19 protein-coding genes are annotated in these 20,825 nt (G+C 44.2%); 2 read left to right on the forward strand and 17 right to left on the reverse strand.

The window, feature by feature from the left end; genetic code table 11:
- Positions 1-203 precede the first annotated feature (203 nt).
- Entirely contained in the window at positions 204-2,063 is a 1,860-nt protein-coding gene (locus H6570_18860) for a sensor histidine kinase (protein ID MCB9321347.1), read from the forward strand.
- A 21-nt stretch (positions 2,064-2,084) separates the two neighbouring features.
- Positions 2,085-2,720, forward strand: coding sequence for a response regulator transcription factor (locus H6570_18865; protein MCB9321348.1), 636 nt, complete (start codon positions 2,085-2,087; stop codon positions 2,718-2,720).
- A 46-nt stretch (positions 2,721-2,766) separates the two neighbouring features.
- On the opposite strand, the gene H6570_18870 is transcribed toward H6570_18865, so the two are convergent.
- The 17 genes from H6570_18870 to H6570_18950 form a co-directional block, all read right to left on the reverse strand.
- Entirely contained in the window at positions 2,767-3,729 is a 963-nt protein-coding gene (locus tag H6570_18870; GenBank protein ID MCB9321349.1) for an alpha/beta fold hydrolase, read from the reverse strand.
- A 100-nt stretch (positions 3,730-3,829) separates the two neighbouring features.
- On the reverse strand, positions 3,830-4,114 hold the full coding sequence (locus tag H6570_18875) for a GNAT family N-acetyltransferase (GenBank protein MCB9321350.1): 285 nt from the start codon (positions 4,112-4,114) through the stop codon (positions 3,830-3,832).
- Complete coding sequence (locus H6570_18880; protein MCB9321351.1) at positions 4,115-4,693, reverse strand: PorT family protein; 579 nt, start codon at positions 4,691-4,693, stop codon at positions 4,115-4,117.
- Positions 4,694-4,825: 132 nt separating this feature from the next.
- On the reverse strand, positions 4,826-5,617 hold the full coding sequence (locus H6570_18885) for a Type 1 glutamine amidotransferase-like domain-containing protein (GenBank protein ID MCB9321352.1): 792 nt from the start codon (positions 5,615-5,617) through the stop codon (positions 4,826-4,828).
- A gap of 196 nt (positions 5,618-5,813) precedes the next feature.
- Positions 5,814-6,965 carry a DUF3179 domain-containing protein gene (locus tag H6570_18890; protein MCB9321353.1) on the reverse strand — a complete coding sequence of 384 codons (1,152 nt, stop codon included), beginning with the start codon at positions 6,963-6,965 and terminating at the stop codon, positions 5,814-5,816.
- 38 nt (positions 6,966-7,003) lie between these two features.
- Entirely contained in the window at positions 7,004-7,996 is a 993-nt protein-coding gene (locus H6570_18895; protein MCB9321354.1) for an alpha/beta hydrolase, read from the reverse strand.
- Positions 7,997-8,303: 307 nt separating this feature from the next.
- Entirely contained in the window at positions 8,304-8,885 is a 582-nt protein-coding gene (locus tag H6570_18900; protein MCB9321355.1) for a hypothetical protein, read from the reverse strand.
- 64 nt (positions 8,886-8,949) lie between these two features.
- On the reverse strand, positions 8,950-10,926 hold the full coding sequence (locus tag H6570_18905) for a CocE/NonD family hydrolase (GenBank protein MCB9321356.1): 1,977 nt from the start codon (positions 10,924-10,926) through the stop codon (positions 8,950-8,952).
- 391 nt (positions 10,927-11,317) lie between these two features.
- Positions 11,318-12,037 (reverse strand): response regulator transcription factor, encoded by a 720-nt coding sequence (locus tag H6570_18910; GenBank protein ID MCB9321357.1) that lies wholly within the window; start codon positions 12,035-12,037, stop codon positions 11,318-11,320.
- The gene (locus H6570_18915) at positions 12,024-13,115 is read right to left on the reverse strand and encodes a histidine kinase (GenBank protein ID MCB9321358.1); all 1,092 of its coding nucleotides are present in this window, start codon (positions 13,113-13,115) and stop codon (positions 12,024-12,026) included. The genes H6570_18910 and H6570_18915 overlap by 14 nt, the downstream gene beginning before the upstream one ends.
- A gap of 510 nt (positions 13,116-13,625) precedes the next feature.
- Positions 13,626-14,798, reverse strand: coding sequence for a hypothetical protein (locus H6570_18920; protein MCB9321359.1), 1,173 nt, complete (start codon positions 14,796-14,798; stop codon positions 13,626-13,628).
- A gap of 92 nt (positions 14,799-14,890) precedes the next feature.
- A complete protein-coding gene (locus H6570_18925; GenBank protein MCB9321360.1) occupies positions 14,891-15,643 on the reverse strand; it encodes a hypothetical protein in 753 nt (250 codons plus the stop codon).
- Between the two features lie 167 nt (positions 15,644-15,810).
- Complete coding sequence (locus tag H6570_18930) at positions 15,811-16,686, reverse strand: alpha/beta hydrolase (protein MCB9321361.1); 876 nt, start codon at positions 16,684-16,686, stop codon at positions 15,811-15,813.
- Positions 16,687-16,731: 45 nt separating this feature from the next.
- Positions 16,732-17,232 carry an SRPBCC domain-containing protein gene (locus H6570_18935; protein ID MCB9321362.1) on the reverse strand — a complete coding sequence of 167 codons (501 nt, stop codon included), beginning with the start codon at positions 17,230-17,232 and terminating at the stop codon, positions 16,732-16,734.
- Positions 17,229-17,555: a winged helix-turn-helix transcriptional regulator gene (locus H6570_18940; GenBank protein MCB9321363.1), complete on the reverse strand. Its 327-nt coding sequence runs from the start codon at positions 17,553-17,555 to the stop codon at positions 17,229-17,231. Before H6570_18940 ends, H6570_18935 begins: the two co-directional genes overlap by 4 nt.
- A 408-nt stretch (positions 17,556-17,963) precedes the next feature.
- Positions 17,964-19,760, reverse strand: coding sequence for a tetratricopeptide repeat protein (locus H6570_18945; protein ID MCB9321364.1), 1,797 nt, complete (start codon positions 19,758-19,760; stop codon positions 17,964-17,966).
- Positions 19,761-20,279: 519 nt separating this feature from the next.
- A complete protein-coding gene (locus H6570_18950) occupies positions 20,280-20,744 on the reverse strand; it encodes an rRNA adenine methyltransferase (GenBank protein MCB9321365.1) in 465 nt (154 codons plus the stop codon).
- Positions 20,745-20,825 lie beyond the last annotated feature (81 nt).

The following is a 20,825-nucleotide window of genomic DNA, read 5'->3' on the forward strand; positions in this document are numbered from 1 at the left end:
GTGTGAGGTCATGAATCACGGATTTATGCGATTTCAGGGTTTATGAGGACCAACTACCTTTGCATAAATTGGCTACTGTGCATGAACTGCGGACTTTGGTACGGTCGCCGATATCCACGGGGAATTGGCTATATTGGAAAGTGACGATGAATGGCTTTACCGGCGACTTTGATATTCTAATCCCGAACCTGGATTGTTGATGCATGAAAATTCAATGGTGCATAGTTTTGATTTTATTTGCTGCACAGTTACCTGGACAGGATCCCAATGTGCTGGATAGCCTGAAACAAAAAATTCTGGACGCCTCCAATGATTCACTCCGCTGTGAAGCACGGATCGATTTGGCTTTATTTTTATATGCTGGTGATGAAGCGGTTCGCTATGCCAGGGAGGCACTGGAGACAGCCAGGGAACATCAGTGGCAGCATCTGATTGGGAAATCCTATTATGCGCTTGCCTGGTGTCACCCCTTCGAAGAGATGGAGCAGAAGACGCTCTACCTGGACAGTGCGCTTTTAGCTTTCGATGGCATCCATGATCTCGATGGGTTGGGGCTCACCAGCAATACCCAGGCAGTTATGTTTATGGAATATGGCATTTACGATCAGGCCATTTCATCGTACGAGAATGCCTTCCATTACTACCTGGAATCGGGTGACCGGGACCGGCAGGCATTGATCCTCAATAACTGGGGAGCATGCCTGAATGAAATGAAGGAACCAGCTCTGGCTATTGAAAAATACCAGGCCGCGCTGAGCTACGAGGAATCCCAGGTTCCCGTCAATCATCTGAAGCTGGGGCGTATCTACCATGGGCTGGCCGAATCCAACCGGCAAATGGAGCAGTACGGGCAGTCGGCAAAATTTGATATCCAGGCTTATTCCGTACGTAAAAAATCCGGCAACATAGCCCAGGCGGAAACGCTTATCCACATGGCGGACCTGATCAGTGAGGTCATTGAGAAGAAAGTAGATACCATCACGATGATGGACGATTTCCGGCAAATTGGATTTACCGGTGTCCTTGATTTGCTGAATAAGGCTGAATCCTTTCCGGGCGTTGCCGACCGGCCCGACTTTCAGTATACTATTTTGGATGCCAAGCGTCATTGGTATCTGGTAAATGGAGCCTACCAGGATGCCTACCGGATGCTGGACACGTTAAAAAGATTCGATGAGCAGCAAAAATTGAATCCTACCAGTCTGGCGGCATTGGCAGGGCTGAAGGTTAAATACGAAAAAGAAATACTGAACCGCAAACTGTTGGAGGCCGCCTTCAAGAACCAAAAAAAAGCTAATCAGGTGAATATTCTACTTCTTTTCCTTTCACTCATCGGCGCGCTGTCCATCATCGGGTTTCTTTGGTACCAAAACAGGATGCGTCGCAATAGTCTGCTGCTGGCCGAGGCAAAACAGGAACAGCAGATCATAGCCATGCGCTCACTCCTGGAAGGGCAAGAGCAGGAAAGGTCACGGATCGCCAGGGATCTGCACGATGGATTGGGAAACCTGCTTTCTTCGATTAAGGCCAATATGAGCAGCCTTTACATCGAATTTGACGACTCCGGAACCCGCAGGATCTACCACAAAGCAAGCGATATGATCGATGAGGCCTGTACGGAGGTGCGCAAGATGGCCCATGAGATGATGCCCCAGGCACTGAAAAAAGTCGGCCTGACCAACGCATTGAATGACCTGGTCAACCGCATGAATTTTTCCCATCCATTCCACACAGAATTTAACGTATATGGCAAAGAACAGGATCTGGGAGATCAATTCAATATCATGATCTACCGGATCATCCAGGAATGTTACAACAACATTGTCAAGTATGCACAGGCAAGTGAAGTTCTGCTACAATTGACATTCAGTGAAGAATGGCTGAATGTTACGATTGAAGATAATGGAGTAGGTTTTGATCTGAAATCGATCCCGGCTGACAAAGGAATGGGTTTAAAAAGTATCGACTTTCGTGCCCGTTTTATGGGTGGGGATTATGAAATAGACAGCCGTCCCGGAGAAGGGACTATGGTAACCATCAATGTGCCGATAAGGCCTCAATAAAAATAAATGAACCCCGGAAAAATGATTCGAATTTTCCTCACAGATGATCACCAGATCTTGTTGGATGGCATAAAAGCCATGCTGATCAATGAGCCTGGAATTCAGGTGGTGGGCACAGCATCCAATGGATTACAAACGCTGGAATGCCTTAAAAAACATGAGGTGGATGTTCTGTTGCTGGATTTACAGATGCCCGTCATGGATGGCCTGGAGACGATCATGCACGCATTGTCGATTCAGCCCGGTTTGAAAATACTGATCCTGACCACCAACGATGAAGGAAGCATTATCACCACTCTGTTTAAACGGGGAGCGATGGGGTATCTTCTAAAAAATGCATCGAAGGAAACACTGATCAATGGTATTAAGGATGCCCATGCCGGCCGGCGTGTTTTGAGTGCTCATTTAACCTCGAAAATGATTGAAAGCCTGAACGAACGCCCCCGGCCATTGCAGGGTCAAATGCCCCAGATTACCAAGAGAGAACTCGAAGTGATCAAACTGATTGCCAAAGAGTTCACCACCCAGGAGATAGCCGATGAACTTTATGTGAGCGTCAATACTGTAGCTACCCATAAGCGCAATCTGTTTGTCAAAATGGATGTGAAAAATTCGGTAGGGATGATCAAAAAAGCGACCGATTGGGGACTGTTGTAATCTGCTCTGAAGTCTGCGGCAAACATCAGACAGCTGCTGCCCGGGCTTATTCGGTGTAGGTTTTATCCAGCCATTCCACGACTTGTTCCCAGCTTTCCCGGGGAATCTGGGCATGGGTGGTATTTTTCATCACGATCATTTCTTTTTGATCGCCCGGAATAAGATCATAAAATTCTTTCACCTTTTCCTCTGAAAACAACTCGTCACGGTCGCCGACACCAACCAATACCGGAATGTTCAGGTCAGAAGGTAATCTCAGTTTCTTCACATCCAGCATGGTGAAGAAACGGGGAGTGTAGTGATAGGTGAACAATGTGTCATCCGTCATGTGCATGCCTTCACGGTAATACTCCACCGACTGGTAGGCCGGACGCAGGATGGCACTGGCAATGATCCGGGCCTGCTGCATAAAGGGAATGGGCTTGTTGATACCCGGGCGTGATTCATAGGCTCCGGACAGCAGGACGAGGCTGGAAATTTCTCCCGGAACCGTGTCGGCCGCACACATGGCTGCGGCCACACCGAGACTATGACCCAGGACAACGACGCGTGGATAACCCAGGCTGTGTACGTATTTTACGGCATCGGCCAGGTCACCGATCCACCGGTCTTTACCCGGGCTGTCGCCTCGATTGCCGCCGGAAAGGCCATGGCCACGATAATCCAGCCCGAAGGTCGTGTATCCTCCATCAGAGAATGGGATGCCGGCCATTTCATAAGGGCCACTGTATGCGGTAAAGCCATGAAAGATGAGCACGGCGATAGAAGATTTGGCAGGTACGAGGGTATCCGGATTCCAGCGGCGCAGAAATAGGGTCTCCCCGTCGGAAGCGGTAAACACCTCGTGCGGTCCTGTGTATTGCTGCCGCAGTGTGGCTGCCTCATCCGGCGTGATGCCCTCATTCGGTACTTTATGGGTTACCGGCCAATAAGCCAATGCCAACCCGGCAATAAAGATCAGCCCCACCAGGGCCAATAACGTATATGTAATTTTCTTAATCCATTTCATACCGCAACTGGTGCCTTGTCAATCCAGGTAGATAGCATCGCTATGAAATTACAATAAAGTAGCAACGAATACTTTGGTCAGGCGAACATCTACCGTGAAATTATTTCATCAAATTGAAGCAGGTGGATTTATTCGTCCCTGTTCCTATTTTATTATCCAACCGCTCCTCCATCTGAATAATGCATCGCTTATATGGCGTGGAGTGGCCGGTAATCTTTTGAAATCCGAGTTTGGTATACAGGTTGATGGCCGGCTTTAGTAGGGTATTGCTTTCCAGGTACACTTTTGTCGCACTCAGCTTTCTGGCTGCCTGGATGCAGGCCTGTCCCAGTACGGGTACGGTAGCATTAAGTGTAATATATTTTTGAGGGAGACCGGGATTCAATCAGAACCCGATCCGTAAGCCGGCATTTACCAGGAAATAATTGATCCTGATGCCAGTCACATCCTGCGGCGATAGCGCATCGGACAATCCGAAATTATATCCAAGGTCGAGAAAAAAGATACTCAGGTCCACACCAGCTCCGGCGATCCCGGACAGCGTAAACTGATTAAAATCTTCTTTGCTGACGTCATTGATGGCCCCGGAAATGGTGTTGTTTACCTTGAATGCGAAGTTAGGTCCGGCGAAGAAGCGTATGCCAAAACTCTTTTGATAGCTGGGTTCAAACAGCTTGAAGCCCACTAATACCGGCACGTTCACTCTGGTGATCCGGACGTCGCCCACATTCTTGATGGTAAGCTGCTCCGGGTTGATGTTCAGCCCGGGCTGAAAATAAAAGGGATGCCCGAACTGGAAATCCAGGCCGATGATGTAACCGGACTTGCCGGTCAGTTTTCCCTGGATGGTCTCGTAGCTCAGGTCGGAAGCTTTGATACCGATTTGCGGGCGGATAGAGATCTGGGCTGTAGCTGCGGTAATGGCGAGCAGGAGGGCAGCGGTGAGGATGATGGTCTTTTTCATGCGATGTTCGATTGTTGTTTAAGCTGGGCAGGGTTTGCCGGACACGTCTTCGAAACCGGCAGGATCCTATTTGTAATAAAGACAATTGGTCATCCGAAATTGTTCGGTTTGGGTGAAAAAGACAACCATCGATTACGGCCAGGCCGGAGGTAGTACTGTTTTTTCTAAAACGGTCTCTTTGACCTCGCCACCTTCCAATCCCACCAAATACGCATTGCTTTCCGGATTCAGAGCCACAACTTGTTTGACTTCTTCGTTTTCAAAATAAATGCCTGCCTGGTCATCACAGGCATAACCGGCTTTGTATTCACCGCTTTTGATTTTTGACCAATAAAGTGGTCTTCGTTTACCTTCACCGTCATAATGTGGACAGTGGCTCGCTTTAATCAAGCCCAGGCCTTCTACGGTACTCAGCTCACCCGGTCTGGAATCTGTAGTTCCTTGTTCAAACCAGCAAAGAGAGCCCGCACTGCCTCCACCTAACAGGACACCCTGTTCATAAGCTTTGCGCAGAGCAAGATCCATCCCTTGTCCCTTCCAGATGGCCATCATATTCAGAGTATTGCCTCCTCCTACTATTATGGCATCCATACTGGTGAATATTTCTTCGAATGATGTTTTTTGATTGTATGAAGAAATAAATGATCGCTGCACAAAAGGCCTTATGGGCAAATCGGCGCATGTTTCAAACCAATGCATGACATATCCGGCAGCGTCACCGGTTGCAGTCGGAAGAAAGCAGATTTTTGGATTTTCCTTTCCGGTGAGCAAGGCAGCGTATTTCATAAATCCCCGGTCGTAATCACCTCCGTAAATGAACAATTTCCGGTTGATGAATTTTGAAGTGGAGGGTGCCGCCGGAACGAAAGGGAGCGTCAGGGCCGGCACCGCGGCGGATGTCTTTAGGAAATTTCTACGATTCATTGATCACCTTTGTCGAGGTTAATAAATTGATTCCATGGTACAACGAACGATTTCCCGGCGTTCTTATCTGAGCAGCAAATTTGGTGGTAATCCATTGAGGAGACTTGTCGATACATGACCGGAAAGACCGGCAGGATCGTCTCCTTGTTACTCAGATAATCCATCCCCGGGATGCGTTGCAAATAAATGGCGAGCTTTATTTTCCATACCTCTCCGTCAAAGGATGAAAGGTCTTCCAGCTATGCCAATATTCCTGATATGCTTCTATCCGTTTTAGATCATTACCGGATTCCGTTAGTGATCTTCCGTCAAAATCATAGGTATTATCCTGGCTCCTTATGGTGTCATGGGCCAGGACAATTTGTTGCAGCGGATTGATGCGTTCCAATACCACAAAACTGCTGCTGTCTTGTGATAGAATAATGGCAATCGGTGTACCCTCGATCATGTCGCAAATGACGTGCTCTTTTTGCAGCAAATTCCAATCGTATGCCCTGGAAACATCGCCGATCTCCACGCCCACTACCCAGGATTTGTCTTGCCACGAAGCCGTATCCCTGCGGGTCAGTCTGCCGGTAAGCCTCCCTTTCTCGTAGGTCTGCATGCTATCGTATTTTATTTGAAAATGAGGATCTGCCTGCATCACCAATGAATTCGGGTGTAGTTCAAACCATTTGGATAGGGTGGTTTGCATGGATGGGAATTCGGGGAGCTCCTGTCCCTTCAATCTTCCCGTAATAGCCTGGCCGGTAGCCTGCCGCCACCAGCTTTTCGTGGTTTTATCCTCAAACATGGCATTGTAGTGATCCATGCCTACCAGCCTGAATTCCTCAATTTTACCATTTACTATGGGTTCCCACACACGGCCGGTGCGGCATACCGTACAGTAGGTGACCATGATAGGTTTGCCGCCGATTCTGTCCCGTACCTGATGATGATAGCCCAGATACTGGATAGGATAGGCCTTCGCTTCTCCTTGGTAGGTGATGCCAAGGATTAGCCGGTCCGGGTCAACCCGATTATCACTAGCATTTTCAACGGTCAAAGTTTCAGGTTGGTAAAACATGGTGTCGGCAGCCATGTAAAAGTTGGTCGCATAGATGATCCCGGCCAACAGGATCATTGCTGCCGCAGGTATCCATTTCTTGTTAACAAATACAGACCGGGCACCGAAAAAAATCAGTAAAACAAAAAAGCCTCTGATGAACCATCGCCAGGAATAAAGGGCATATGCAAGATCTATGCTGTTAACTTCCTGGCTGCCGCCGGGCATGGGCATAATGAAATAAACATTGGCAATTTCAAATAAAGCAAAACCAATGATTCCCAGATAAAATAGTTTCTTCATGGATGATTTTTTACTGGAGTTAAAAACATCGGAAAAATTCAATACCAGGGTGTGCCGTATTTCAGGATCCAGTTTACGGCTTCGGAATACATGGTATCCCGTAATACCGAATCTTGTGGCTGGAGACTGTGGCCTGCATTCGGGAGGGTCACCAATTTATGCACGGCGCCTGCTGATTCCAGTTTTTGGTTTAGTTCCAGGGCCTGGACGTAAGGAACTACAGGATCGGCATCACCGTGGATGATCAGCACCGGGATTTCCTTTTTCACATGATTGACCGGGCTGGCTTCAAAATAGGCGTCATCCGGCCGCGTGTTGGTCTGGTAAACTTTTCCGGTCATTTTTTGGATAAGGTCCAGGAGGCCTACCCGCCGCGTGTAATTCAGCAAAGCGGTATCAGCCACATTGGTGGGCGCGGAGAACTCCACAATGGCATTGATCTTTTGAGGCGATAAATATCCGGTCATCAGGGCCAGATGTCCTCCGGAGCTGACTCCGGTGACTGCAAAGTAGTTGTTGCGGGTGTGCCATTGCTCTGCGTGGTCTGCACAGTAATCCAGGGCAGCCTCACCATCGGCTACCATTTCCTGGTAGTGAACCGTGCTGTCATTGGCATAGCGATGGTTGATGCTGGCGACGGCTATTCCGTTGGCTAGCAGGATATCCTGGTATTCACGGATGTTTTCTTTGCCGTACCCAACCCAGCCGCCACCATGGATCAGAAGGACAAAAGGGGTTGAGTCACCGCGATGCGCCGGCAGATAAACATCCATGAGGTTCCGCTCATACGGACCGTATTTCACATCCATCAGTTTCTCCTCAGCTAGGTTTGCTCCGGATTGCTGTACGGGAGAACAAGCCAGATGGGCCAATACCAATGCGCCGATGGTGAACCAATGGAAGGGCTTGAGTGTGAATGAATCCATGCTGGTGTAAGGATATCTGGTTGCAAATTGATAATACAAATTACGAAACCATTCAAACTCAGACCAGGAGAAATGGAGAGGACACTTTTGTTTTACCCAAATCATGCAATAGAATTCGTTGCGAGGCGCATTTATGCAAGATTAGCTAGTGATTCGCTGAGGAGTCATAGCAAGCTATGGCGACAAAGTGAAATGCTTGATAATGAAGCAGAAATGTACAGTAGCAGAATACTTTAAAGTCTTAAATATCGAATTATTTTAAAATTTTGAGTTCCTAATTTAAGCGATGAAAATTGAATTAAATTCTTATACCACATTTCTAATGCAATCCAATAAGAATATCCTGATTTACAGTCACTTGAATTCTTAATTTATTCTAAATGAAAGGGTCTGTTGCATGATTTGGGTTTTACTACCGGGCGCTTGTATAGTTGGTCAATTCATTGGTATAAATACCATAGCCATCGGCATTGACGTGCCTGATATAATTTTTTAATTCGGGAGAGTACCACCACGTATCAGACATCTCACCTCTAAAACCTCTGGAATTGGTTACAATTCCCTTGTACTCTATTTTGTAAGCCTTGAATTTTCCGGCGATAACCTCCAGATCTTCAAATGCAACAACCTCGACATCCTGACTGGTTTTCCCTTGGGTACCTTCACTGTTTTCCCATTCTGATACATATTTCCACTTTTTACCTACATATAAAGGCCAATCGCGAAAGGGCGTACTACTCTGCTCCTGGTTTAAAGTAGTCGAAATCAGGCTGGTATCAACGCCATTCCAAAATCCTAATGATCCATGGTAATCTACTACCTCCTGTATGTCTACTCCTTCAGCACGAACTTCTCCTTCTACCGTTCGTTTCCAGCTCCAAACCCATTTTTCTCCAACGTGATAATCATGTAATGTTGGTTCGTTGGTTGTTGAAGTGGTACAGAAGGTAAACAATAAAAGTAATGTCAATGGTAATGTTACTCGGTTTGTCATAAGTGATGGTCTTTTGATTAAATGATATAAACGGGGAAGTTGAATGCATTTATAGGGCATATAGCTATTGATCCTCACGCCATATCGGAATGAATAATTTGCTTCCAGGACTGAAGTTTAATGACAAGGGTGTTTTTGAATCGTCTATGGATTCTGTGCTTACATCCTTGCCAGAGCCATAATTGATTTGGGCATAGGGATTTTTATTGCCATTGATAATCGCAACCAGCTGACTGCCTTTTGCTATTTTTTTACTGATAATTCTGGTGTTATTAAATGCAATAGTCGTTTCTACACCCGGTGTGATCAGCTCTCTTATCTCTCTGCTTTTAGAATAACTTGCCCGGCCGATGTAGTAGCTCAAATGGAAGTATTTACCTTCCGGGGTTAATTCATACAGATTAATCGAAAAGTCAAAATCTTTTTTGTTTGCGGTGACCAGCAGTGAACCTGAAAAGGAGCCATTGATGATGACTTCCTTTTCAAATGGAATCGTTTTAAACACCAGTCCGTCATTCAGATTAATGCTGTCCGTAATAATTGGCCAGGGATAATAATCGGCGTTGTTGGATGTTGATCTGTCTGCAAAGTCTATGGTGAGATTTAAAGGATCCTGTTCTTTGTTCTCACGGGTCGACAGTTGGTAGGTTTCGCCAACTTTTGTGTTACTTAAGTAAAAGGCCAGTGAGTCATTACCCATTTCTTTTAAAGAGGGTGCATGCAGCCATTTATTTTCGCCCATCACCTCAAAATTTACTTTATCCTTTAGTATGCTTGGTTTTTCCTTCCCTTTCAGGATATAATCGAACCATTCAAACACCAGCCCATCGCGAATATTGATGGCAGCGACCGGGTCAATTTCATAGCCACGTAAATTCGCGCTGGGTACAGATTGAGCTCCCCAGTGGTCGTAAGGCCCGATTAGTAAATAGTGTTCTGCGCTGGGGTTGTGTTTTAAATGTTCTGTATAGTAATACATCGCGCCGCGCTGACCGTCATCATAATATCCGGTGGTGGTAAGGATGGGAATGTCGATATGCGCGAACTCATCCTGGTAAGGTATCATCTGCTGCCAGAAACCATCATAACCGGGATGACTTATCCATTCCTGGAATACAGGATTAGGTGTACCATCAATGGAATCCATTTTATTGTAGGGCCTGCCGGAAATAAACCAGGTATTTTGGAGATGATTCCAACGGTCCCTATCGTTGTTTGCCTCATTGTCGAGGAATTTATTATTCGTAACATAGGGGATCCATTTATAGGGGAAATTGTAAAAAATATTATTCTCCATGGGAACATCCAGGCCGGGGGCTGCGGACACCGATGGGACAATGGTTTTTAATGCAGGATGTACTTTTTCCTTAAGCGATGCCCATTGCGTAAACCCGTTATAACTCCCGCCATACATACCCACTTTGCCGTTGTTCCAGGGTTGTTGGCTTATCCAGTCTATGACGGCATAAACATCTTTGTGCTCGTATTTATAAGGTTCAATGGGGTCATGACTTTGCCGTTTGCCACGGGAGGTGGCAATAACACCAGCATAGCCTTTCGAGGCGGCCAGCATGGCCTGGTTTTTATTGGAGATATCCGCGTAGATGGTAAAAATAAGAATGGCAGGTAAGGGTGTCGTATTTCTTTTCCTGACCGTAATGACAGAGATTTCAGCTCCGTCCTTGGCAGAGGTTATGACTTCCTCCCGGATGAGGTATCGGCTATTTTCATCGCGCTCTGTTTCTTCGAATAGGATGGGTTCGGTAGAGGAATAAATGTGGTAAAGAAAGTATGCCCTTAAGAGGTTCAGTGCCTCATCCGGAGACAGGGCACCGGTCGGTGCATGGATGTATTTGGATTGAAATGAGGTGGTGAATTGCCTTACTGCATCGTAGGTAGTGAAACTGACTAGGATACTGGACGCTTTTACATCATCACAACTAAGGATGTAATTTCTGATAACAGATCGATAGGCATCGCTGAAGTTATCCCCTGAATTCACCTGTTCAATTTTGGCTTTAGAGTACAGCTCATATTGCATTAAAACCGGATGACTTCCTCCAAAATTTGATGTTTCCCGTAAGGCTTTAATCGTTTCAATGGAAGCCTGAAAATCCCCTGCCAATAGTTCAATCCGGAAGCGGTCATTTGGCTCCACGGGTATATTTTTCGAAGCAGTATAATTTATGTAAGCCTCAGCCAGGTTTTTCATGGCTAGGTCCAGTGCTGAGCTGTCTGACAACTCGGCTTTTTCAAATATTATGGTTTGACCTATCGCGGTTATGCTAATGGTTGTCATGATCAAAAGATGGAGTAACTTTTTCATAGTTTGATATTGATTACCCTGGCTGCAGTTCAATGCAATTGGCCTTTCTGGCAGAGCAGATGGTTGTTTTTCTAAATATTTTACACTGATCTTAATTCGGAAATGCTTACAGGCTATTCCAGTTTTTGAATCGGGCCGATTGACGACTGGACACCTCAAGTGATTCGCCGGTTTTTAATTCAATGTTCAGTTTTTGTTTGAACCCGGGTGTTATTCGTTCGATGTATTCCGTATTGATGATCTGGCTGCGATTAATTCTGAAGAATACATTGGGGTCCAGCTTTTCTTCGATCTGATTCAGCGATCTTTTGATCATAGCCTTGTCACTACCAAAGAAAAATCGCACATAATTGTCCATCGACTGGATGAGCCGGATCTCTTTCAACGGAACGAAATAACACTGTTCCCCATCTTTTATGAATATCTTATAATGCATGGGCAACGGTTTTTTTATTGCTTCAATTTTTACAAACTCGGCCTTCACCTTTTCAATGGTAACGGCAAAACGCTCGTCCCGCAGAGGTTTGACCAGGTAGTCCAACGCATTGACCTCAAATGCTTTTACAGCGTATTGATTGTATGCAGTGGTGAATACCACTTTCGGTACTACGGTAAGCTCTTCCAGGAGATCGAAGCCTGATTTTTCGGGCATTTGAATATCCAGGAATATCAAATCAGGCTGTTCTTTTTCTATCAGTGCGACGGCATCATAGACGTTTGCAGCCTCACCGGCTATGATATATTCGGGATAGTTTGACAGTGCCCTTTTCACTTCTTCCCGGGCAAGCCGTTCATCATCGATAATTATGGTTTTATAGGTGTTCATTGTTTTTTCGAATTGGTATGATTAATATGGCTCTCACCTGGTCGTTAGCAGTATTTAGTAATTCGAAGCTGGCTTGGCCAGGATAATGGAGATCCAATCTTTTTGTTAAGTTTTTAAGCCCGATACCTGCTTCCGAATTATAGGTGAAGATCTTTCCTGGATTTTGGACGATGATTTCGATGGACGCACCTTTATGAGCGATGGACAGCGTTAATCGGCCTCCATCGACGCGCTTGTCAATCCCATGTTTTATACCATTCTCCACCAAAAGCTGGATGCTTAATGGTAGGATAAGGCAGTTTTCCAACTCTGGATCCATGTCAATTGATACATTCAGACGCTCTTCAAAGCGTATCTTTTCAAGTTCGATGTAATCCTTTACCAGTATGAGCTCTTCTTTGATGGTGATAAATGGAGCATCCTTTTCATAGAGGGAGGTGCGCAGTATGTCGGACAATAGATCCACAGCCCTTCTCGCCATTTTGGGATTTTCAATGATCAGTGACTTGATGGAGTTGAGGGAATTAAATAAGAAATGAGGATTTAATTGTGTCGCCAGATTATCAAGCTGGGCCTGCTTGGCAACCACCAGGAGTTCTGCATTTTGCCTGGTTGTTTCCAGACTGTTCAGATGATAATGATACAGATGATAGGCTAAAATCCAGATAGCCATTAAGCGTAAACCGGTAATTAAAACCGGATCCCAGGTTATCAGAGACTGCCCTAATAAAAAATCCTTGTTTCCGATTATGGTCCAGTAATAATGCCATTTCAGGTTGGCAAGAAGCATGAACGCAACAGCTAATAATATTATGGACGGAATGATTCTGACCGCTAAACTGCCAAGATTAAGTGCGTTCCAGTTTAATCTTTTGGCTACATATCGGTACAGATGAGTGAGAGAAACCCCAATGGCTATATCCAGGACATAATTAAGCAATGTGAAGAATAACCCATAGTTGTCCCTGGTATACACAGTATATGCCCAATAGAGGGATACAATTCCCCATCCGGTAAGCTGGCATATCCAATAAAGTGAAATAGCTTTGTTGTTCGTTCTATGTAATGATCTGTTCATAGATAAAACAAAGAAAACGCAATCGCATCAAATAAGGAAGGCAAAGTACACGAGCGTGAATTTTCGGCTGTGAATTCACCTTTAAATTAGTTTGCCGTCTTCTTTTGGACGAAAAGAAGATTGCAGATGGATCTGGTATATTGATCTTGTATCAAATTTACGATGTTCTTCCGGTTGATCGCGTTGGACTAAACTCTGAGTTTTGCATTTATTATTTATTGGATGGCAGGTTCAATCATTTTGATCAGATCCTCATTTTCAACATCTGAAAACCGGCCCCTTTGTTTGAATTCCAGATTCAGGGAGTCTATTTCATTATTTTTTTAGTATTCCAGTTGTTTATGGCAAGCGTAATCACTATGCCGATTACCACAAGAAAAATTTCTCTCTAAGCATAGTTCAGATATTTTACCGTTTTCCCTTCTGAAAGCAGATTTTCTCTAATCCTTCTAAATAATTTCATAGGATAACGTTTGCCGTATGTGGTATTACGAACGTAACCCTTCGTAATTAGTTCCGCTCTTCTAATTCTTCTATTTTCATCATGGCATGTTCATTATCAGGATTGAGCTCAAGTGATTTTTTATAATTATCAATTGCTTTTTGAGAATCACCGATTAATTCATAGGCTTCTCCCAGGCTGTCATAAGAGTTGGGTGATTTGGGGTAATTCTCGACATTCAGGGTAAAGAATTCCAATGCCCTTGATTTGTCGTGGTTATCTCCACTTTGTAGCATCCGGTAGCCTAGTTGGTTTACCAGATGCTCGGGAGGCGGAAAATCCCATGATAGCCGGTCTGAAAGTTCCTGAAAATGCTGGGTTAGTTGCTCTTTGTTTTCTACATCGCGATAGGAAATACCATAACCTTCAAAAATGGCTGAAATGCCATTGTGAAAAGCAATGACCGGGACCGAGCTATGGCTTTCCTGATCGAAATATTCCAGTTTTGCCGGTAGTTCACCACTGCATTTACTATTCAGGGATTCAAATAATCTTATGTGCCGGTCACGATTTCGGATATTCCTTTTACCCCAGTTTGCAGTGGCTATGTAAATGAACCTTTCAAATGATTGCTCAGTCAGTGAATCCAGTTTATTGTCCATGGTTTCTGAATCCCATGTTCCGAAACTTGGATCAACGGCAATAAATGAATTAAAAAGAGTCTCTTCTTTCATGTAGGCATGAGTCGCCAGTAAACCGCCTAAAGAATGTCCAAAAAGGATATGATAGGGTGTAGTTCTGAATTCCTTATCCAACTCTGGTAAGAGTTCCTCTTCCAGAAAACTCAGAAAACGATCTCCTCCGCCGGAATTATTTGCTCTAACGGTGATGATTTTGTCCGGAGTGAAGTCTCTTCTCCGATCGACATTTTGAATGGCAACCACAATCATCTCCGGGATTTTCCAGTTCCTGTAAACATCAGAACTCATGTAATTTACCATTCCGGTGATAGCCTTGAAATGCAGATTTCCATCCAGTACGATAAGCACCGGATAGCTTTTATAGGCTGATGTCTTGTTAGAATATGAATCCGGAAGGCTGACCCAATATTCCCTGTCTTCATTCAGGATATGAGACCTGATCATATGTTTTGTGCCGATAACAATTTGTTCCGGATCCTGTGATCTGATCTGATTAATACCTGTAAGTATCAATAATGCTGCAATCATGTATTTAGACATGCGGTATGATTTTTATTTGGTTGGTATCAGTTTGTCTATATGGAGTGACAGGTTTTGCCTGAACTATACATATCCCCTTTAATCGTTTCCCGTTACGTTTCAATATCCTTTTCAATCATTTCAATTACGCGGTTGGATTTGGATTTTATGCTTTCATAAGCTGAAATAAAGGCATTATGCATTGAAGCTAAAATCACGAGTCCATTTTGATATTCCTGACTTTTAAAAAGACCATTAAAATCCTTAGCGGTGATATTTTGTTCTTCCGCAGTTTTTTCACCGGTAAAAATGGGATACATTTTATCCAGTTTTATGTAACTGGCAAGTGGTCTTGAAATATACTCGCGGTAATCAAATTCTTCATGAGCAATGCCAAATTCGTTCATTTTATAAATTTCATTCAACTCCAGAAGGTACACTTTGATGGAATCATTTGATATCAGGCTAAGATTCCCGGAACTCTCCAATTCATTAAAGGTACTATTGTTCGGAGAAAATCTTTCTTCCATTAATGAATTAACAACATTCTTCGTGACAGCAGTTAATTCTTTAATTGGCGGCTCGTTGATTTGCTGTATAAGCTCCTGGTCGCTTATTAACCTTCCATTTCTGAACGCAATCAGGTAGTCCAAACTTGCTATGTCTTTTTTTAAGTCTAGTATGATATTACTTAAATATTTGATTTCCCTTTTTCTATCCGTCCGTGCATTGTTCCAGTTGTTGACCTGTAAAGCAATTAAAATTCCAATGACCACCAGAAGGATTTCTCCAAATGCGTACTTCAGATATTTTGCCCTTCTTCCTTCAGCAAGAAGATTTTCCCTTATTTGTCTAAACAACTTCATAGTTGGTTAAGGGTTGGTTATACATGTACCCGTACGTTAAAAGTAATGATGTGAGCCGGATCTCTCTAAGAAATATCTGGTTTGTCGGGTTTTTGTCCTTTGTTGCATTAATCTGAGGGTTAAAAGACCACCTTTGCTGATGGTTGTCAGGAACAGAGAGGGGGACGTTACTCTAAGAAATTATTCATGTATGTTGCAATTGTTTTCGTTTGCATCATCACCCCGACGTGTCCCTGTGAAGGAATAATGGCAAGCTGTGATTTTGGCATAGGTTCTATATCTGCCGTTTTCCCACCACCGAGCAATTGATAAGTTTTCATCAGTTCTACTTTATCAAGCCCATCATTATCACCGCATATGATCAATACGGGTGAAGTGATTGCAGCAATATTGGAATCCCCGATATTGAATGGTGCTTCGGCAAAAACGATCATTTTCTCGATAAACTTCCTCCACATGGATTTATCAGGCGCCACGGCATCGTACGCGGTTTGCAATGGTGTGTTATCAAAAAATTCGGGCTTAAAATCTTCAAATGCTCCGTTTACTATGGGCAGCCAACCCGCGGTTTTGTAAGTCGATGAAATGATGACCAGTCTTCTGAGCCGCTCAGGACTTTGCACCGCAAACTGATAAGCAACTGAGCCACCCATACTATACCCGGTGACATCTGCGCTGTCAATTTTCAGGTAATCCATAACCTCCTCCACATCCTTTGCCATTGTTTCGATGTCCATTTTCCGGTCAGAATAGGGTGAGTGGCCGTGTCCCTGAAATTCAATGGCAATGACTTTCCTGGATTTTGAAAGTTCAGGTATTAATTCCGCCCAGTTTAATTCTATGGTGTAAAATGCTCCGTGCAATAATAGGATTGGGAAGCCTTCTCCATACACTTCGTAATAAATCTGAGTGCCTTGTACAGGAGCGTATCCGCTGCTGGCAGGCGTGATTTGTTGCCCGATTAATGGTATTACTGCAGTTAAAAGTACGGCAATCTTCACGGCCGATTTGATCGTATTGGATAGTTCAACTACTCTTTTCATGTGAGGATTTATTAGGAGTCAGGATTATGGATTTGACCTCGGATGTTATTGGATTTTTCTTTTCTGCGCCAATAGATTTTCCAAATTGCCAATGGATGCTTTATAGCCTTCAGCGAAGCCCATTTCAATCATCTTCTCCAATCGCTCAAGTGATTCATTGTAAATGGTGATCTGTACGGTTGTTATACCATCTGTTTCACTGAATGTATAATCCCATTCAGAGCCGGTAGGGGCGGGGTTTTCATCTTTATCGGCGAAGGCATTGTATAATTTGAAATTGGTCTTTGGTGTAATGGATCTGTATTCCTGAATGATCCAACCCTCTTGTCCTTCGGGACTTACCATCGCATAAAATCTTTTCCCGCCAACGATAAAATTCATGTATTTGGTTCTGGCTTTGAATGGGGCTGGTGCTACCCACTGGTCAAGCATTTCAGCCCGGGTAAAAGCATCCCAAACCAAATCCAGTCCTGCATCAAATTCCCTGGTGATGTAGACCGTTTTCGCTGACTTATCTACGCTGAAGTCAAATTTCAGGTTGCTCATTTGGTTTGTTTTGTGATGGTGGTCAATAAATTATCCAACTGGTTGAACTTGGTTTCCCAAATTCTTTTGAATTCTTCCAGCCATAGGTCTATCTCTTCCATTTTGCCGGGATTGATGTGATAATAAATCTCTCTTCCCTTCTGTTCCTGCCTTAACAAATGACATTCTGTGAGGATTTGGATATGCTTTGATACCGCCTGCCGGCTTGTTTGAAATTCTTCTGCAATGGCATTAGGCGTCATGGACTGTGCCGCAACCAATAGTATTATCGCTCTTCTGGTCGGGTCGGCTATGGCCTGAAAAACATCTCGCCTGGTTTCCATATGCTAATTAATTGCTACCAAGTAGTTGCAAATATATGTGCAATTATGTGGTTGCTCAAATGTTTGGTCAGAAATTTCTCAAATTTTCTGGGGAGTAGGGCAGGGGTGCCAGTACTTACCATTCGCTTATCCCGGGAGAACGGTTAGTTCAATGCTCCCTGCCGGGCCAAGGTACTTTACTATCCTCTATTGATTCATAGCTACCGGTTGTATTAGCTCCGGTGTGGGCAGGGCAGGGGTGAATTGGTGGCTCTTATTTTGAATCCCGCTGCCAGGTTAGTGTGCGGATGATTGGTTCTCCCTCAATGGTGGTCGTTTCTAATTGGATGATCAATTGATGGCCGGATATTCTTAGGTTTTATGGTGGCTATCCAGCAAGATAATTGTGCTGGCCGCATTTATTAATCTTTAGACACGGGCTTTTGAAACAAAATACATTTCCATTTCACCTTTCCCTTTGGTTTCAATTTTACCACGGCTTTGAAAGGTGAAATCCGGGTCGTCTTTCAGTAATTCAAAGGTCGTTTGACTGATGTTCACCAGACCGGCTTGTCCTGAGGATTCTACCCGGCTGGCTGTATTAACGGTATCTCCCCAGATGTCGTATTGAAACTTCTTGACACCTACGATGCCGGCCACCACCGGACCGGTGTGTATGCCTGCCCGCATGTCAAATGCATGGTTACTCCCGGCATCTGTTTCGGATTTGCGTTTGCTGATGAATTCCTGCATTTCCAGTGCAGCCAAAACCGTTTTTTTAACGGAATCGTCGGAAGGAACCGGGAGTCCACCAGCCGCCATGTAGGCATCGCCAATGGTTTTGATTTTTTCAATTCCGTATTTTTCAACGATCGCATCGAAAGCCTCAAAACAATAGTTGATTTCATTCACCAGTTCGGCTGCACTGAGCCTGGAGCCCTGTTCTGTAAAATCTTTAAAATCCGTGAAGAGAATACTGACCATTTCGAAATCCCGTGCATCCGCTTTGCCTTTTTCCTTGAGTTCGCGGGCTATTTCTTCGGGGAGAATGTTCAGTAGCAGGTTTTCTGAACGTTCTTTTTCGATTTGTATGGATGCCTTTGATTTTCGTACATATCGCCATCGGATGTAAAATGCGCCTGCTAAAAGCAAGAAAAATCCGCCGATTATGATGCTTATATTTTTTGTCTTCTCTTTCTGACGCACTTCTTTTTCGTGGGCTTCCTGTATGGTGCGAGCTTCGGCCTGAAACTCCATTTGCTGAAGTTTCTTGGCTGTTTCCTGGGTATTCAGGCTGTCCTCCACCGCATTCAATTGCTCAAGATAAAGAAGTGCTTTGTCGCCATTGCCCAGGGCTTTGTGCGTATCGTATAAACAGGAACAACTCGCCCGCTTCCTTACCAAAGAGTGAAAGCTGGCGGATATGTCATAACCGCGCTGGCAATACGCAAGCGCTTTGTTGTAGTCTTTTTGCTTTAAATAGATCTCCCCGATATTATTTGCGGAGAGAGCTATTCCATTCTTATCCCCAAGTTGTTCGTAAAAGGTTAGGCCTTTTTCGTGGTAGTCCAGTGCTTTGGTATATTCGCCCTGCCTCTGGTACAATAATCCAAGACTGTTGTAAGTGTCCGCAATTCCTGTTTTATGATCAAGCTGTTTGAAGATCTCAAGACTTTGGGCGTAATAGTCCAGGGAGTTGGAGTAATCTTCCAGTTCCCGGTAAATGGCTCCCATTTTGGTTAGCGTGGCCGCCACGGCCCCCTGATCACCTTTTTGGCGGTTGAGTTCCAGACTTCTGATGCAATATTCCAGGGCTTTTGAGTAATTCCTCTGGTTCATATAGATGGTCCCGATATTATTCAGGGTGGGACCTGTCCGCTTCGGATCATTGTACTCCAGGCTTTTAATATAATGGTCCAGAGCCTGGGTATAATCCCCCTGGTTGTGATAAATACTGCCAACGTTGTTATGAGCAATAGCAAGGACATTAGGATGGCCCATTCGTTTGGCGACATTCAAGGCCCGAATGTAATAGTCAAGTGTTTTCTGATAATCACTTCGGTTAACCCATGATACGCCCTGAAGCGTATATCCTGCAAATTGTGCTCTGGCGTAATGTTTTTTGAGCCCGAACGCTACCAATTCTTCGGCCAGCGCAAATGCCGAATCCGGTTGCGAATAAAGATAACCGTCCCAGATATAGTCGGAATAAGCTTTTACACGCAAAGAATCCGATTGGGATTGGTCTTGCCAAATAGAGTAGAGTGAGTCGAGATTCACCTGGCCTTTCAAGGAAAATCCACTTAATATACTTAGAACGAGTATGGTACGAATATACATTTTGTTTTATTTGGACGGCACGCAATGGTAAATGCTTTGAGCAGCGGCGGTAAACTGTCTTGAAAGTATCAGCTGTGTATATTTTCCTCTGTTGAATCCGGATCCATATCCGGTATCAGTTATAGCCGCTGTTGTGCCCCGTACTTTGATGATCTTGTTCCAGTTTAAAGTTAAACTTTCCAACCATATAAGAACACAGGTTTTGTCCATTTCTTATTACAGGTTAATAGTGGGATCTCAAAAAGGTGACCCGGCTAAATTAGCTTTACGACCGTTACCGTATGAAGATCGGGTGTAAATACCGGTAGGGATTGCAGGCTGTTGCAAACACCCCAGGGAAAATTGTTGTTGGTTTCAACGCTTAGTTAAAGTATGAAACACAGAAGACCGAACATCCGGAGGTCATTATTTATTCTCCTGGTTTTGATGTAGTCCTGTTGCAAAATATTTATTTATTCTTTCTATGCCATTCTTTATACCACCTTTCACCATATTTCCAAATCCATTATCCGGCAAGCAGGATATAAATGATTGTGCCAGGTCATAGTTCTTTATCGCGTTCTCAAAGTCGTTCAGGTCTTCATAACATTTAGCAATGTTTAAATATAATGAAGGAAAAGTCCCTTCAACCGTATCGTTATCCATTCTTAGAGCCAACTGTAAAGCTGTCTCGTCCCATTTCAATTTGTCATTTACGTTTTCCTGATGCCGGGCGACATAATGTGCAGCAATAAATTTTTCAAAGTCGTTGGATGCTTCGTTCCATGCCTGGAGGAAAAGCCTGCTTGCTTCTTCATGGTTGCCTTTTCCTTCCATGTCCATACCCTGAGCACAGAGTTTAACTACCTTATTATTTGGGTCGAAATGCATTTTAGTAATGGATATAATTTTAGGAACAGCCTAGTCCCGGCCAAATAAAAAATAATGTAATATGTTGCCGTCAAATTGAAC

Source organism: Lewinellaceae bacterium, from assembly GCA_020636135.1.
Lineage (GTDB): Bacteria > Bacteroidota > Bacteroidia > Chitinophagales > Saprospiraceae > JAGQXC01.